Genomic DNA, 14,981 nt, shown 5'->3' with positions numbered 1-14,981 from the left:
CTTCATTGCGCCACGGAGTGCCAAGGCGCTGGATCCCTGCTTTCGCAGGGATGACGGTCAAGGGCCTCCGCAGGGATGACCTGCGAAGGGCCGCTCGGCCCCGAAGGCGCTCTTGCTTCTATGGCTACGGTGCGGCCGACTTCATGGCTTCCGATGCCGGCTTCGCCTGCTTCACATACGTCTCCAGCCAGCTATTCATCTCCGCCAGCATCTGCATGATCGATTCGCGTGCACGATAGGCATGCGCCTCGTTCGGCAGCAGGACCAGGCGCGAGGTGCCGCCCAAGCCCTTGATGGCGGCATACATGCGCTCGCTCTGGATCGGGAAGGTGCCGGAGTTGTTGTCCTGCTCGCCGTGGATCATCAACAGCGCGTCCTTGATGTTCTCCGCATAGTTGAACGGCGACATCGTGTTGTAGACGTCCGTTGCCTGCCAGTAGTTGCGCTCTTCGGACTGGAAGCCAAACGGCGTCAACGTACGGTTGTACGCGCCGCTGCGCGCGATGCCGGCCTTGAACAGGCGCGTATGCGCCAGCAGGTTGGCGGTCATGAACGCGCCATAGGAGTGGCCGCCCACCGCGATGCGGTTGCGATCGGCCACGCCACGGCGCACTACTTCATCGACTGCGGCTTCCGCACTGGCCACGAGCTGCGGGATGTACGTGTCGTTGGGTTCCTTGCTGCCCTCGCCCACGATGGGCACGGAGAAGTTGTCCAGCACCGTATAGCCCATGGTGAGGAACGCCTGCGGACCCCAGTAGCTGATGCGGTTGAAACGATACGGCGAGTCGGTGACCTGTCCCGCCGCATCCGCCGATTTGAACTCGGCCGGATAAGCCCACATCAGCATCGGGCGCGGGCCGTCCTTCTTCGGATCGTAGTTGGGCGGCAGATACAAAGTCGCCGTGAGCTCCACCCCATCCTTGCGCTTGTAACGAATCTGCTCCTTCTTCACACCCTTCAACTGCGGCAGCGGATTCGGGAAATGGGTGAGCTCGTGCAGCTTGCCGTTCGCGGCCAGGTCACGCACGTAGTAGTTGGTCGGCTCGGTGGGCGATTCGTGCGAAACCAGCGCACGCGTTCCCTCCGCATCCAGCAAGACCTGCGGGGCCTCGTAGTAAGGCGCCTGCGACTGGAACAGTCGCGTGCTGTTGCCCGACTGCAGGTTGACGCGATCGATGAAGGGGCGGTCGCCTTCGGGTGAAGCGCCTTCGCCGAGGCGGTAGATGCTTTGACCGTCGGCGGTGACGATGAGGCGCGATTCGCCGTGCTCATCGAGCATGGTCGCGGGCGTACCGGGGTTGTGATAACGGTCCTCCGAGGAACCCTCGCGCACCAGGGCCGGCGCTTGCGTCGGGTGGTCGGGTGATACGCGCCATTGCTTCACGTGGCGCGTTTTCCACCAGAACTCGTCGATCAGCGCCAGATCGCCGTTGGCCCAGTACGCACCGCCGTAGCGACTGCCGAGTTTCGCGAGCGTGACTGGTGCCTGATCGAACGGCGCCGACTGCATCTGCACAAGGTCGCGGATGTCCGTCTTGCGTGCCGGATCGCCGCCGTCCTGTGCCTCGGCCCACACCAGGGTCGCCGGTGCATCGGCGCGCCAGGTGATCTCGCGCACGCCGGTGGGTACGGCGTCGTTGCCGGTGGGCAAGCCTTCCACCAAGGGCAGATGGGCAATCTCCTTCACCAGCTTGCCGTCGCGATCGAGCACTTCGATACGACGCGGAAAGCTGTCCACGGGAACGAGATAGGAGAATGGGCGCTCCACGCGTTCGCGCAGCAAATAGTGCCCATCCGGTGATGGCGCGATACCCAGCGTCAGGGCTGACTCGCCAAGCTTGGTGACCTTGCCGTCCAGCGACACCAGCGCGGACTGCGAACGCAGGTAGTACTCGAACAGCTTCGCATCGTCTTCGTTGCGCAGCATGTCCTCGTAGGTGCGGATCGCCTTCACGCCACTGCCGGCCTGCGTCTGCTGCGTATCGGGACCGGTCGGAATGCTGTTGCCGACCGGCGCGGCGCCCTGCCCCTCTGGCTGCAACTGCACCAGCAGCTGCGAGCTGTCCGGCATCCAGCGGTAGCCGCGGCCGGCCACGGTGTTCAGCGGCAACGAGATCAGGCGACGTGTGGTGCGCGCACCGATATCGACTAGCCACAACTCATTGGTGCCTTCACGCGCATTGACCTGGTTGAAGGCCAGATAGCGCTGGTCCGGCGACCACGCGGAGGTAGCGATGGAGAGCGGCTTGGGCAGACCCTGCAGGCGGATCTCCTTGCCGGTGGCCACGTCCATCAGCCACAGGTCGCTGCCGAACACGAAGCGGCTCTGCGCATAAGTGCGCGGATTGATGCGCAGGCCGGCCAGTTTCAGCTCCGGCTGCGCGACCACGTCGATGCCCGGCAGCGGCGGCGTCTGCGTGAGGGCCAGCAGGTCGCGATGCGGGCTGATCGACAGCTGTGGCGGACGCGGTGCATCCACTAATGCCTGCAAGGGCGCGGGCGGTGTGAGATAGCCCGACGCCGGCGCCGTGACGGGCGCTGGGGCCTTCGAATCGGCGAGCACGAGCGGTGAGGCAACCAGCAGCAAGCCGGCGATGATGAAAGGGCGCAGCGACCTATCCATACGAGACGATCCCCTGTGTCATGACTCCTGCGACATTACCCCCTGGGCGGCCGGCCGAACCAGGCCATCAGTCATGGTTCGGCTGAACCGGACGGCCGCCGGCCACGAAACCATCATCGAGGGACGCTATACTCATGCGTCCCGTCGAGGGGCGCTGCGACCGCGGCTCCGTGCACACCCATGTGTTCCACGAACCCGGCCAGGCTCGACGGATTTTCACTGTAACGGCGCCCGGACAACGATGCGGCTCTCAGCCGCAACACCCGGAGCTAAGCCAAATGAACGCAGTTACCAAGGATTCCGCCTCGCAGGACTTCAAGGTCCGCGATATGTCGCTCGCCGAACTCGGCCGCCGCCGCATCCGCATGGCCGAAGAAGAAATGCCGGGCCTGATGCAGATCCGCGCCCGCTACGCCAAGGAAAAGCCGCTCAAGGGCGTGCGCCTTTCCGGCTCCCTGCATTGCACGAAGGAAACCGCCGTGCTCGCCGAAACCCTGCGTGAGCTGGGTGCGTCGGTGCGCTGGGCCTCGTGCAACATCTTCTCCACCCAGGACGACGTCGCCGCGGCCCTCGCCGCCGGTGGCCTGCCGGTGTTCGCCTGGAAGGGCGAGACGCTGGAAGAGTACTGGGAGTGCACGCTCGACATGCTGACCCACCCGGGTGAGCTCGGCCCGCAGCTGATCGTGGACGACGGCGGCGACGCCACCTTGTTCATCCACAAGGGCGTGGAACTGGAAGACGGCAGCGACTGGGTCAACACGCCCAGCGGCAACCACGAAGAGCAGGTCATCAAGGATCTGGTCAAGCGCACCGCCGCCGCCCGTCCGGGCTGGTTCAAGAAGATCGCCGCCGAATGGAAGGGCGTGTCCGAAGAAACCACCACCGGCGTGCATCGCCTCTACCAGCTCGCCGAAGCCGGCAAGCTGCTGGTGCCGGCCATCAACGTCAACGACTCGGTGACCAAGAGCAAGTTCGACAACCTCTACGGCTGCCGCGAATCGCTGGCCGACGGCATCAAGCGCGCGACCGACCTGATGGTCGCTGGCAAGGTGGCCGTGGTCTGCGGCTACGGCGACGTGGGCAAGGGTTGCGCGCATTCGCTCAAGGGCTTCGGCGCTCGCGTGATCGTGACCGAGATCGACCCGATCAACGCCCTGCAGGCTGCGATGGAAGGCTTCCAGGTCACCACCATTGAAGACACCCTGGGCCTGGGCGACATCTACGTCACCACCACCGGCAACAAGGACATCATCACGCTGGAGCACATGGCGGCGATGAAGAACAACGCCCTGGTGTGCAACATCGGCCACTTCGACAACGAAATCCAGATGGATCGCCTGAACACCGCCAAGGGCGTGTCGCGCGAAACCATCAAGCCGCAGGTTGATCGCTATACGTTCGAGCAGACCGGTCGCAGCATCTACATGCTGGCCGAAGGCCGCCTGGTGAACCTGGGCTGCGCCCATGGCCACCCGAGCTTCGTGATGTCCAACAGCTTCTCCAACCAGACGCTGGCCCAGCTCGACCTGTGGGCGAACAAGGACTTCTACGACAAGACGGTCTATCGCCTGCCCAAGAAGCTGGACGAGGAAGTGGCTCGCCTGCACCTTGAGCAGATCGGCGTGAAGCTCACCAAGCTGACCCCGGACCAGGCTGCCTACATCGGCGTGCCGGTGGAAGGCCCGTACAAGCCGGATCATTACCGTTATTGATCGCTTGCCTTTGGGCAGATCGAAAAGGCCGCCGAAAGGCGGCCTTTTTCTGGCCGCGAGGCGAACGGCGTCGCGCACAGGGTGCGCTCCCACAGGGATGCCGCCAACGTGTGGGAGCGCACCCTGTGCGCGACTCAACGAAGCGGCCCGCATCCCAGCCAACCCATGAGGCCATGCAGCGAAGGCACCTGCATCAACCACGGCCCCGCCATCGTCATCACGCCAGCCAGCAATACAAACGCCGCCACGCCACGACGCGCTCCTGCGTGCTGCATCCAACGTCCCACACGCGCGCCGGACCAGGTGAGCGGCACCATCATCAACCACGTGCCCAGACCAAACGCCGCCATGATGGCCGCACCGCCGGCAGCGCTCGCTTGAAACCACGCAGCAGCAAGCAATGTTCCACTGAGGCCACAGGGCATCCATCCCCACAGCATGCCGGCAACAAGTCGTCGAAGAGGCGTATTCGCTGGGAGCAAACGTCGCTGCAACGGTTGCAGCCAGCGCCATACGCGTGTCGCCGGGCGCCCGAGGAAACGCGGGCGCCCCCGCTGATCGAGCAAGCGCCACGCTACCAACATCAGCACCAACCCCATCGCAACGCGCGAACCGACGATCAACGCATGCCATTCGAACAAGCGCAACACGCCGTCGCCCAGTCCGCCTACCAATGCGCCCGCCAGCGCGTAGCCCAGCGCGCGACCCGCATTCAACTGCACCGACGCCATCAGTCCGTGGCGAGGCGACCACATCGAGAAACCCGTAGCGATGCCACCGCACATGGCAGCGCAGTGCACACCGCCAAGCACGCCCGTGAGCAGCGCGGCCGACAGGGCCAGCGAGTCAATTGCCACGACGGTCGACGTCCTTGCCCGGGAGATTCCCCTCTGCAGAAGACGACGGCGCAGGCCGGCTGTCGTCACGCAGGATATCCAGCGCCGGCGTATCCATGTCGTCGAACTGCCCCTTGCGCACGGCCCACACGAACGCACCGATCGCGAAGGCAAGCAGCATCAAACTCAGCGGCACCAGCATGAGCAGGATGATCATCGCGTCGCCTCTGGTTTTCGCGAACGCGTCAATCGAAGTGCATTGATGGTCACGACCAGTGAGGACAGCGCCATGCCAAGGGCCGCGATGGCTGGCGTCACGTGCCCGGTCATGGCCAGGGGCAGCGCGAGCACGTTATAGGCCACCGCCCAGGCAAAGTTCTGGCGGATGATGCGCTGCGTCTGCCGTGAAAGCGCAATGGCCTCAGGGAGGCGCAGCAGCGATGGCGAGGTCAGCACCATATCGGCGGCGCGCTGTGCCAGCGAGGCGCCCTCGCCCATGGCGATCGATACATCGGCACCGGCGAGCACCGGCGCATCGTTCAGCCCATCGCCCACCATCGCCACCACGCGCCCCTTGGCTTGCAGCGCACGCACCAGCGCCAGCTTGTCCTCGGACGACTGTCGGGCATGCGCCCTGCCGATCTTCAACTCGGTCATCAGACGCTGCACCGGCATGGCCGCATCGCCGCTGGCAAGATAGATCTCGACGCCAAGCGCCTGCAGCGCAGTGATGGCCTCGGCAGCGCCCACGCGCAAGCTCTCCTGCAGCGAGAACCGCGCGACCAACCGCTGGCCATCGCCGAGCCACAGCTGGCCATCGTCTTCGCGCCGCCCCGCAAACGATGCGCGCCCCAGTCTCCACACGTTGCCTTCGATCTTGCCAAGCACACCTTGCCCCGTCACCGTGCGCCGGTCATGCGCCTGCAGCGTTGTATTCGTATCGGCGAAGGCCAGGGCAATCGGATGGGTGCTGTCGCGTTCCAACGCGGCTGCCATCTGCAAGGCCATGGCGGACGATATCTCCGCAAACGCATGTACCTCACCCACCGCAAGCTGCACACGGGTCAGAGTGCCGGTTTTGTCGAACACCATGTCGCTGACCCGCGCAAGCTGTTCCAGTCCGCCAGCGCGGATAGAGAGCACGCCCATGCGTGCCAGCGCCCCATGGCTTGCCGCCAACGCGGCAGGCACCGCCAAGGAAAGCGCGCAGGGACAACTGACGACCAGCAGCGACAGTGTGACTTCGAAGGCACGGGACGGATCGTAGAAGCGCCAGGCGGCGTAGAGGATCACCGCCAGCACCAGCAGCACCGAGACGAACGCACTGCCGATGCGATCGGCGATGCGCGCCAGGTGCGGGCGTTCCGATTGCGCTTGCTCGACCAATCGCGCTAGCTGCGACAAGCGCGTTGCCGACCCTGTTTGCATCACCTCAAGCCGTGCAGGAATTTCGCGACACACCGTACCTGCGTAGATCGTGGCGCCCTTGGCGCGGGTGACCGGACGCGACTCGCCGGTGAGCAATGCTTCTTCAAACGATGCTTCCGCCGTAAGCAGGCAACCATCGGCGGGCACGACCTCGCCCACCGCTATGCAGACGATATCGCCGACCTGAAGCGATGCCACCGGCACCGATTCCCTGCCGCCATCGGCACGTTCGCGCACCGCCAATGTAGGTCGTGCTCGCGCAAGCGCATCCACCTGTGCACTGGCGACGCGACGCGCGCGCTGCTCCAGCAGTCGCGCAGTGAGCAACAGGAATACGAACATGGTCGCGGCGTCGTACCAGATCTGCGCCCCGCCACGGACGGTTTCCACCACGCTCGCAAAGTAAGCCAGCATCGTCGAGCTGGCGATCAAGGTATCCATGCCTGGACGGCGCTGTCGCAGTTCGCGCCAGCAGCCCTGCAGAAACGGCCAGCCTGAGTAGAACACCACGGGCGTGGCGACCAGGAAGGCGATCCAGCGAAAGAAGTCACGCGTCGCCCCGGCCATGTGATGGCCGAAGTCCAGGTACAAGGCCTCGGAAAACATCATGGTCTGCATCGCACCCAGGCCAGCGACGCCCAAACGCGTGAGCCAACGGCGATGTTCGGCTACGCGCTCGCGCTCACGTGCGGCGCCCGTGGCCAGGTAAGGGCGATAACCCAGCATCGCCAGGCGTCCAAGCAGCTGCGACAGTCGCGCCTGCACCGGGTTCCAGCCGATGCGGATACGCCCCGTCACCGCGTTGGCACTCGTGTCGAAAACTCCCGGCTCACGCCGCAGTGCCTGATCGATCAGCCACGCACAGGCCGCGCAGCGCATGCCGTCCGTCAGCAAGGTGATTTCAAGGCCACCGGCCACGGGCGAGGCGTGTTCACCCAGCAAGTCATCGCGATCCCAGCTGGCGAGATCGGGCACGTCTTCAACGCGCGCCGCCGCAGCACTGCGTAGCCGGTAATAGTCGCCGAGCTCGGAATGGCGAATCCACTCGGCGGCGACGACGCAGCCGTGACAGCAGAAACCACGAGGCACGCCATCGACGTCGAGCTGCAGCGGCTCATGCGGCAGCGATTCGCCGCAGTGGTAGCAGAGCAGTGTCCGACCCGCCGGGTCGGCGTCGACGGCGCGGTCCACGATCAGGGCGTCAGGCGAGTGGCTCGTGCTTGCGCCGTCCAGTGTCCGCGCAGCGACCAGGCCGCGTTGTCGGGACTCAGCTCGACCAGCCAGTCATGTCCACCGTCCATCGATCCCACGCCGCGCCAGCCTAATTCGCTGGGCGACAGTTCCACGGTACGGTCGACGGCCTGCGACTCGCTGGCCTTGAGCGTGAGCCGCAGCTTGCCGCCCCGCGGGAAGTCGCCATCCATCGGTACGGCCTCGATCATGTCGCCCTTCAATCGAAGTACCAGGCCCTTGGTGGCGACTTCGGTGACAGGCGCATCCTGCGCCGATACCAGCATCCTGCCCACATGGGTGGCCTGGGTGACGGTTTCCATGTCTTCGCGGCCGGGGTGCACGGCTGCAAACAGCAAGGCGAATCCGATGGCCACCGATGCCAGTGGCAGGCCCACCAGCATCCACACCATCGGTTCGCGCCAGGTACTGCGTGTCTGGTTCATGGCAGAGGTCCAAAGAAGCTGCTTTTGACATCGACGGAAGCAGCGGCGTCGAGATCGCGCACGTGGAATGTCACTTCATGACGCCCGGTCGTTTCCGACGTGGCGGACACCGTGAGTGGTATCGAGAGCACTTCGCCGCTCTGCGCGAGTACCGCTTTCGTTCCCCCGCCCAATCGGATCTCGGCGACGTCGGCGGAGCGCACTTCAATGGCGAAGCGATGCGCCTGTTGCGCCTTGTTGACCAACTTCAGCGTGTAAGCATTCTGGATGTCGCCATTGGCGGCCTCGCTGTACATCGCATTGCGGTCGCGCAGCACTTCGGCCATCAGTGGACTGCGATGGGTCACGCCGTAGAGCCAGCCGCCCATCAGGGCGAATAGCAACACCCCGTAGACCAGGATGCGGACGCGCACGACGCTGGCTGGCTTTCCATCGATCTGGTTCTGGGTGGTGTAGCGGATCAGTCCCGTGGGATAACCGACCTTGCCCATCACCTCGTCGCAGGCGTCGATACAGGCGCCGCACGCAATGCATTCGTATTGCAGGCCGTTGCGGATATCGATGCCGACCGGGCAAACCTGCACGCAGATGGTGCAGTCGATGCAGTCGCCCAACTCCTCCAGCGCGAACCTGGGCAGCGGCTTGGCCTCTTCGCCCAAGGCGGCCAGCGTGATCGTGCCGCCGGCCTGTGCGCGATTGTCCGCCGCGGAAGGGTGCTGGCTGGCGCGGAACACGTAGTCGTAGGCCGTGATCGTGTCGAGCAAACCCCGTGCACGTTCAAGCACGCTTTGCAGTCCGCGCTTGCGTGGCCCGCGCGGCTCGCCCCGCATCGGGTCATAGGCAATCAGCAGGGTGTTGCGGTCAAACATCGCACTCTGGAAGCGCGCGTAAGGACACATGTACTTGCAGACCTGCTGCCGCAGAAAGCCCGCATTGCCCCAGGTGGCGAAAGCATAGAACAGGATCCAGAACGCTTCCCATCCGCCCCATTGGAAAGGCGTACGGCGCGCCAGCTCGCCAATCGGACTGAAGTAGCCCACGAAAGTGAAGCCGGTCCACAGCGAGAACACGATCCACAGCGCGTGGCGTGCACTCTTGCGCAGGATCTTTTCGCGCGTCCAGCCGCCGGCATCCAGTTTGATGCGCTTGTTGCGATCACCTTCGCACCAGCGCTCGATCCACAGGGACACTTCGGTCCAGACTGTTTGCGGACACGCGTAGCCGCAGAACAAGCGGCCGGCGAGCGCAGTGAAGAAGAACAGCGCCAGCGCCGCGATGATCAATAGCACCGACAGAAACAGGAAGTCCTGCGGCAGGAACAGCCATCCAAACACATGGAACTTGCGCGCAGGCAGATCCAGCAAGACAGCCTGCCGGCCCTGCCATGTCAGCCAGGGAAAGCTGTAGTACATGCCCAGCAACCAGAGGACCGCAGCCACCCGCAGGCGATTGAAGCGGCCCGAGACGTCACGCGGATAGACCTTGCGTTCGCTGACGTAGTACGAATCGCTCCCGTCATCGATGACCTGGAGCGGAATGCGGCGGCTCATGGTGTCTTACCGGAACGGGGAAGTGATCGCACCGCGCGGCTAGGGCGCAGCAGGATCCAGGTAAACAGGCTGGACGAGGCCGTGGCCAGCCAGATCAGGAAGAAACCCAGCGTGTAGCCGAGTTCGCGCCCGATCTTCAGCGAGGGAAAGGTGATGTCCCGCAAGGCGATCGGATCGATGAAGGCAAAGAACACCACCGTCACCACGCCCGCCACGAAGAAGCTGGGCCAGAGCAAGGCACCAAGATGCTGCGCGACCGGTGCGGGCTCGCGCTCGTGAGTGACGGCGGTATTCCTGTCGATCATTCGGCGACCACCGCACCTGCCGGCGGCGCATCCTTGTGCGGCGACAAGGTCCACACATAGGCACCGACCAAACGTGTACGCGTATCGCCAAGCACCGGCTTCCACGCAGGCATGACGCCCTGGCGGCCTTCGTTCAACGTCTTGTGCAGCGAGGCCTTGCTGCTGCCGTAGAGCCAATAGCTATCGGTGAGATCGGGCGCGCCCACGACTTGATTGCCCTTGCCCTGCGGCCCATGGCAGGCCACGCAGGTGGTCTGGAACAGCTTCTCGCCGCGCTCGCTTGCCTCGTCCCTGGCTTGCGCCGGTTTGGACAGCGACAACACATAGGCAATCGTGTCATCGACCGCCGTCGGTCCGCCTTGTGCCGTGAGCGTGGTGGCCCAGGCGGGCATGACCGCCTGCCTGCCCTCCTGGATCGTCTCCAGGATGCGATGCGGCGTGCCGCCCCAATGCCAGATGTCGTCGGTCAGATCCGGGAAGCCAGTGGCGCCGTGACCCGTTGAACCATGGCAAGCCGCACAGCGATTGATGAAGATCGTGCGGCCCATCGCGACCGCCTGCGGGTTCTTGGCCAGCACGTCGATGGATTGGCCGGCGTAAAGCTTCAGGGTGTCGTCCAGGCGTGCATCTTCAGCCGCCGACTCCAACGCCCACTCCTTTTGCGAGCTCCAATGTCCCAGGCCCTGCAACGTGCCGACGCCGTACCAGATCAGGTAGCCCACAGCGAACACGATGGTGATGTAGAACAGATTGATCCACCAACGTGGCAGCGGCTTGTTGTACTCGGTGATGTTGCCGTCCCACACGTGGCCGGTTTCATCAGGCTTGGGATCGGTCGGACTGCGGCGCGTATTGGTACGCAACAGCCACACGCAGCCGATCAGGTTGGCCACCACGATGGCGATGACGTACCAGGTCCATCCGGAAGTCATGCGATTTCCTCCTTGTCATCGTTCAGCGGCATTTGCGCGGCGGCATCCATGGCGGGCTTCGTGCCCGGCCGCCAGATCCAGATACAGGCGCCGACGAAGAGCACCAGCAGGAACGCGGTAATCAGTCCAGGGACCATCTCACTCCGCTCCTTCGGCAGCCTGCATGTCGGCCTGCGACACATGCGTGCCCAGCGCCTGCAGATAAGCGATCACCGCGTCGAGCTCGGTCTTGCCCTCGACCGCCTTGGCCGCGCCGGCAATCTCTTCTTCGCTGTACGGATCGCCGATGCGTTTGAGCGCGCGCATATGCGTGGCGACTTCCTGGCCATCGAGCTTGTTGTCCGCCAGCCACGGATAGCCGGGCATGTTGGACTCCGGCACGACGTCGCGCGGATTGTGCAGATGCGCGCGATGCCAGTCGTCGGAATAGCCGCGCATACCCACGCGGGCGAGATCGGGACCGGTGCGCTTGCTGCCCCACTGGAACGGATGGTCGTAGACCGATTCACCCGCCAGCGAATAGTGGCCGTAACGCTCGGTTTCAAAGCGCAGCGTGCGCACCATCTGCGAGTGGCAGTTGTAGCAACCTTCGCGGACATAGACGTCAAAGCCCGCCAGCTGCAGCGCCGGATAGGGCTTGATGCCCGGCAATGGCTTGATCGTTTCCGCCTGGAACATCAGCGGCACGATTTCGGCAAGTCCGCCAAAGGACACCGCGACCGCGACCAGGATGCCCATCAGGCCGATGTTTTTTTCGAGTTTAGCGTGTGCATTGCTCATGTCTGTTCCCTCAGGCACGCGCATCGGCGGCATCGGGCATGAGCAGCGGTTGCGGCTCGGTGCTCGCGGCGGCCAGGCGGAAAGTCTTCAATACGTTCCATGCCATCACCAGCATGCCGCCCAGCACGATCACGCCACCGCCCACACGCACCACGTAATACGGCTTGGTGGCATTGAGCGCTTCGACGAACGCATAGGTAAGCGTGCCGGTGTCAGGGTCGGTGGCACGCCACATCAGGCCCTGCGTCACGCCGGCGATCCACATCGCGGCGATGTACACCACCACGCCGATGGTATGCAGCCAGAAGTGCAGGTCGATCAGCCTGATCGAATACATCTTCGGCAGGCGCAGCAGGCGCGGCAGCATCGCGTAGATGGAGCCGATGGAAATCATCGCGACCCAGCCCAGCGCACCCGCGTGCACGTGGCCGATGGTCCAGTCGGTGTAGTGGCTGAGCGAGTTGACCGTCTTGATCGACATCATCGGCCCCTCGAACGTGCTCATCATGTAGAACGAGAGCGAGACGACGAGGAACTTCAGGATCGGATCGGTGCGCAGCTTGTACCAGACGCCCGACAGCGTGAGGATGCCGTTGATCGCACCGCCCCACGACGGCGCCAGCAGCACCAGCGAGAACACCATGCCCAGGTTCTGTGCCCAGTCGGGCAATGCGGTGTACTGCAAATGGTGCGGACCCGCCCACATGTAGATGGCGATCAGGGCCCAGAAGTGCACGATCGACAGGCGATACGAATAGATCGGCCGATCGCATTGCTTGGGCACGAAGTAATACATCATGCCGAGGAAGGCAGTGGTCAGGAAGAAACCCACGGCGTTATGGCCGTACCACCACTGCACCATCGCATCGACCGCACCCGAATACACCGAGTAGGACTTCATCGGGCCGGCGGGAATGGCCAGGTTGTTGACGATGTGCAACAGCGCAATGGTGATGATGTACGCGCCGTAGAACCAGTTGGCGACGTAGATGTGCTTCACCTTGCGCTTGGCGATGGTGCCGAAGAACAGCACCGCGTACGCCACCCACACGATGGTGATCAGGATGTCGATCGGCCACTCGAGCTCGGCGTATTCCTTGCCCTGCGTGTAGCCCAACGGCAGCGATACCGCCGCCGCCACGATCACCAGCTGCCAGCCCCAGAACACGAACGAGGCAAGCCTGTCGGAGATCAGCCGCACATGGCAGGTGCGCTGCACGGTGTACAGGCTGGTCGCGAACAGCGCGCAACCGCCGAACGCAAAAATCACCGCATTGGTATGCAGTGGGCGCAGACGACCGTAGCTGAGCCACGGCACGTCGAAATTGAGGGCGGGCCAATACAGCTGGGCAGCGATGAAAACGCCTACCAGCATGCCGACCACGCCCCAGACCACGGTCATCACGGAAAACTGCCGTATGACCTTGTCGTTGTAAGTCCCCTCGACGCCCACCATGAAGCCCACTCCTAGGCATAACTGAACGGCGGGAAGTCTGGGGGCCGGGCGGAACTGGCCAATTGATCTGGATCAATGGCGGCGCGGGAATCGGCTGCCGCGGTTTGTCGCAGGTGGGGCCTGAATGGCCGCCCTCTTCCAGACATCTCTATATCGCGAGAAAGAGATATATACTCTCGCCCACCGCCACCGCAGGGACCACCCCGATGTCGAGCATCAGCTTTGAGTTCTTCCCGCCCAAGACCGACGAACAACGCACCCAGCTCGACCAGGCCGCTGCGCTGCTCAAGTCGCGTTCGCCCGAGTACGTCTCGGTGACGTTTGGTGCAGGCGGGTCAACGCTGAGCTACACCGGTGAAACCGTGCACCGCCTGCACACCGACCACGGTCTCAACGTGGCGCCGCATCTTTCCTGCGTGGGCGGGACGCGCGCGGAACTGGGCGCACTGCTCGACGACTACCGCGCGGCCGGCTATCGCCGCATCGTTGCACTGCGTGGCGACCTGCCCTCGGGCATGGCCACGCCCGGCGACTTCCGTTATGCCTCCGAGCTGGTGCGTTTCATCCGCGAGCATTCGGGCGATCATTTCCATATCGAAGTGGCCGCCTATCCGGAAATGCATCCGCAGGCCGACGATGCGCTGGCCGACCTGCGCCATTTCAAGGCCAAGGTCGACGCCGGCGCCGATGGCGCGATCACGCAGTACTTCTTCAACGCCGATGCGTATTTCCGCTTCGTCGACGACGTGCGACGGCTTGGCGTGAAGGTGCCGATCGTGCCCGGCATCATGCCCATCTCCAACTATTCGCAGCTCAAGCGTTTCTCCGATGGCTGCGGTGCGGAGATTCCACGCTGGATCGCCAAGCGCATGCTTGCCCATGGCGACGATGCCGCCTCGATCCGCGAGCTGGGCGCCGACGTGGTGGCGCAAATGTGCCGCCGCTTGCTGGAAGGCGGCGCGCCGTCTCTGCATTTCTATACCTTGAACCGCGCGCGTGCCACGCTCGCGATCCTCGACCGGCTGCACGGATAAGCAACGGCATCGGGCGTAAGCTCGATGGATGAGGCGAATCGGCTGGGCGCTACTGCTGTTGTTGCCGCTGTGCGCCATGGCGCAGGATGGCATTCATCGCTGCATCGGCGCGGACGGCAATCCGCTGTTCACCGATCAGCCGTGCGCCGCCTTGCAGGCGACGCCGGTAAGCTCGCCGCCCGTCGACGCGAAACCACCGGTAACGCAGGCCGTCTCGACCCTCGGAACCACCACGCCGCCGCCGGTAAGCTGCGCCACGTCGGTGGGCGCGCTGCGGCAGGGCATGATCGACGCGTTCGCTGCGCGCGACCCCAATCGCCTGGCCGGCCTGATGATCTGGAACGGCTATGGTCGCGATGCCGTGGTCGCGAATATCCGCTCGCTTGGCTCGCTGATGCAGCGTCCGCTGCTCGACATCGGGACGGCCTCGGAAATCGGCGACTCGCCGCCGCCCCCCAGCGACGACCCGATGTTGAACTCGCCTGCCGCCGATGCGCCGCGGTCGCCACCCTCATCGGGCGGCGATCAGCAATTGGTCGTGCGCACGGCATCGGGCGATGGCAGCGGCGTGGCACATGAGACCCGCTTCAGCGTGGTGCGGCGCTCCGGCTGCCTTTGGTTGCGCGCTTCGGGCTGAATTCCAGGG

14 protein-coding genes and 1 riboswitch are annotated in these 14,981 nt (G+C 64.3%); of the genes, 3 read left to right on the top strand and 11 right to left on the bottom strand.

Annotated elements, in window-relative coordinates:
* Positions 1-124: 124 nt before the first annotated feature.
* A complete protein-coding gene (locus AC1DMY_RS15710; protein WP_477165858.1) occupies positions 125-2,626 on the bottom strand; it encodes a S9 family peptidase in 2,502 nt (833 codons plus the stop codon).
* Between the two features lie 140 nt (positions 2,627-2,766).
* A riboswitch (S-adenosyl-L-homocysteine riboswitch) is annotated at positions 2,767-2,866 on the top strand.
* 38 nt (positions 2,867-2,904) lie between these two features.
* Between AC1DMY_RS15710 and ahcY the strand changes: the two genes are divergently transcribed.
* Positions 2,905-4,338 carry an adenosylhomocysteinase gene (ahcY, locus tag AC1DMY_RS15705; protein ID WP_477165857.1) on the top strand — a complete coding sequence of 478 codons (1,434 nt, stop codon included), beginning with the start codon at positions 2,905-2,907 and terminating at the stop codon, positions 4,336-4,338.
* 134 nt (positions 4,339-4,472) lie between these two features.
* Here the strand turns inward: ahcY and AC1DMY_RS15700 are convergent, their stop codons facing one another.
* The 10 genes from AC1DMY_RS15700 to ccoN are packed head-to-tail and all read right to left on the bottom strand — an operon-like array spanning position 4,473 to position 13,301.
* Positions 4,473-5,195 carry a sulfite exporter TauE/SafE family protein gene (locus tag AC1DMY_RS15700; RefSeq protein ID WP_477165856.1) on the bottom strand — a complete coding sequence of 241 codons (723 nt, stop codon included), beginning with the start codon at positions 5,193-5,195 and terminating at the stop codon, positions 4,473-4,475.
* Positions 5,185-5,391, bottom strand: coding sequence for a cbb3-type cytochrome oxidase assembly protein CcoS (ccoS, locus tag AC1DMY_RS15695; protein ID WP_477165855.1), 207 nt, complete (start codon positions 5,389-5,391; stop codon positions 5,185-5,187). Before ccoS ends, AC1DMY_RS15700 begins: the two co-directional genes overlap by 11 nt.
* Entirely contained in the window at positions 5,388-7,793 is a 2,406-nt protein-coding gene (locus AC1DMY_RS15690; protein ID WP_477165854.1) for a heavy metal translocating P-type ATPase, read from the bottom strand. Before AC1DMY_RS15690 ends, ccoS begins: the two co-directional genes overlap by 4 nt.
* A 2-nt stretch (positions 7,794-7,795) precedes the next feature.
* Positions 7,796-8,278, bottom strand: coding sequence for a hypothetical protein (locus tag AC1DMY_RS15685; protein WP_477165853.1), 483 nt, complete (start codon positions 8,276-8,278; stop codon positions 7,796-7,798).
* A complete protein-coding gene (locus AC1DMY_RS15680; RefSeq protein WP_477165852.1) occupies positions 8,275-9,828 on the bottom strand; it encodes a 4Fe-4S dicluster domain-containing protein in 1,554 nt (517 codons plus the stop codon). Before AC1DMY_RS15680 ends, AC1DMY_RS15685 begins: the two co-directional genes overlap by 4 nt.
* Positions 9,825-10,133 (bottom strand): hypothetical protein, encoded by a 309-nt coding sequence (locus AC1DMY_RS15675; protein WP_477165851.1) that lies wholly within the window; start codon positions 10,131-10,133, stop codon positions 9,825-9,827. Before AC1DMY_RS15675 ends, AC1DMY_RS15680 begins: the two co-directional genes overlap by 4 nt.
* Entirely contained in the window at positions 10,130-11,065 is a 936-nt protein-coding gene (ccoP, locus tag AC1DMY_RS15670; protein ID WP_477165850.1) for a cytochrome-c oxidase, cbb3-type subunit III, read from the bottom strand. Before ccoP ends, AC1DMY_RS15675 begins: the two co-directional genes overlap by 4 nt.
* Complete coding sequence (locus tag AC1DMY_RS15665; RefSeq protein ID WP_477165849.1) at positions 11,062-11,202, bottom strand: cbb3-type cytochrome c oxidase subunit 3; 141 nt, start codon at positions 11,200-11,202, stop codon at positions 11,062-11,064. The genes ccoP and AC1DMY_RS15665 overlap by 4 nt, the downstream gene beginning before the upstream one ends.
* Position 11,203: 1 nt before the next feature.
* Positions 11,204-11,845: a cytochrome-c oxidase, cbb3-type subunit II gene (ccoO, locus tag AC1DMY_RS15660; protein WP_477165848.1), complete on the bottom strand. Its 642-nt coding sequence runs from the start codon at positions 11,843-11,845 to the stop codon at positions 11,204-11,206.
* Between the two features lie 10 nt (positions 11,846-11,855).
* A complete protein-coding gene (gene ccoN, locus AC1DMY_RS15655; protein ID WP_477165847.1) occupies positions 11,856-13,301 on the bottom strand; it encodes a cytochrome-c oxidase, cbb3-type subunit I in 1,446 nt (481 codons plus the stop codon).
* A gap of 206 nt (positions 13,302-13,507) precedes the next feature.
* Between ccoN and metF the strand changes: the two genes are divergently transcribed.
* Together metF and AC1DMY_RS15645 are read left to right on the top strand one after the other, a co-directional pair.
* Entirely contained in the window at positions 13,508-14,335 is an 828-nt protein-coding gene (gene metF / locus AC1DMY_RS15650; RefSeq protein WP_477165846.1) for a methylenetetrahydrofolate reductase [NAD(P)H], read from the top strand.
* A gap of 28 nt (positions 14,336-14,363) precedes the next feature.
* Positions 14,364-14,972, top strand: a complete 609-nt coding sequence (locus AC1DMY_RS15645) for a DUF4124 domain-containing protein (RefSeq protein ID WP_477165845.1) — start codon at positions 14,364-14,366, stop codon at positions 14,970-14,972.
* Positions 14,973-14,981: the final 9 nt, after the last annotated feature.

The sequence above is a fragment of the Dyella sp. 01L423 genome, assembly GCF_056399945.1.
This window is presented reverse-complemented; position numbering and strand designations above follow the sequence as displayed.

Excerpts from the sequence above, each read along its gene's own strand:
- AC1DMY_RS15710 (WP_477165858.1), bottom strand. The coding sequence starts at position 2,626 with ATGGATAGGTCGCTGCGCCCTTTCATCATCGCCGGCTTGCTGCTGGTT.
- AC1DMY_RS15665 (WP_477165849.1), bottom strand. The coding sequence starts at position 11,202 with ATGGTCCCTGGACTGATTACCGCGTTCCTGCTGGTGCTCTTCGTCGGC.
- ccoS (WP_477165855.1), bottom strand. The coding sequence starts at position 5,391 with ATGATCATCCTGCTCATGCTGGTGCCGCTGAGTTTGATGCTGCTTGCC.
- ccoP (WP_477165850.1), bottom strand. The coding sequence starts at position 11,065 with ATGACTTCCGGATGGACCTGGTACGTCATCGCCATCGTGGTGGCCAAC.
- metF (WP_477165846.1), top strand. The coding sequence starts at position 13,508 with ATGTCGAGCATCAGCTTTGAGTTCTTCCCGCCCAAGACCGACGAACAA.
- ccoN (WP_477165847.1), bottom strand. The coding sequence starts at position 13,301 with ATGGTGGGCGTCGAGGGGACTTACAACGACAAGGTCATACGGCAGTTT.
- ccoO (WP_477165848.1), bottom strand. The coding sequence starts at position 11,845 with ATGAGCAATGCACACGCTAAACTCGAAAAAAACATCGGCCTGATGGGC.
- ahcY (WP_477165857.1), top strand. The coding sequence starts at position 2,905 with ATGAACGCAGTTACCAAGGATTCCGCCTCGCAGGACTTCAAGGTCCGC.
- AC1DMY_RS15685 (WP_477165853.1), bottom strand. The coding sequence starts at position 8,278 with ATGAACCAGACACGCAGTACCTGGCGCGAACCGATGGTGTGGATGCTG.
- AC1DMY_RS15645 (WP_477165845.1), top strand. The coding sequence starts at position 14,364 with ATGAGGCGAATCGGCTGGGCGCTACTGCTGTTGTTGCCGCTGTGCGCC.
- AC1DMY_RS15680 (WP_477165852.1), bottom strand. The coding sequence starts at position 9,828 with ATGAGCCGCCGCATTCCGCTCCAGGTCATCGATGACGGGAGCGATTCG.
- AC1DMY_RS15675 (WP_477165851.1), bottom strand. The coding sequence starts at position 10,133 with ATGATCGACAGGAATACCGCCGTCACTCACGAGCGCGAGCCCGCACCG.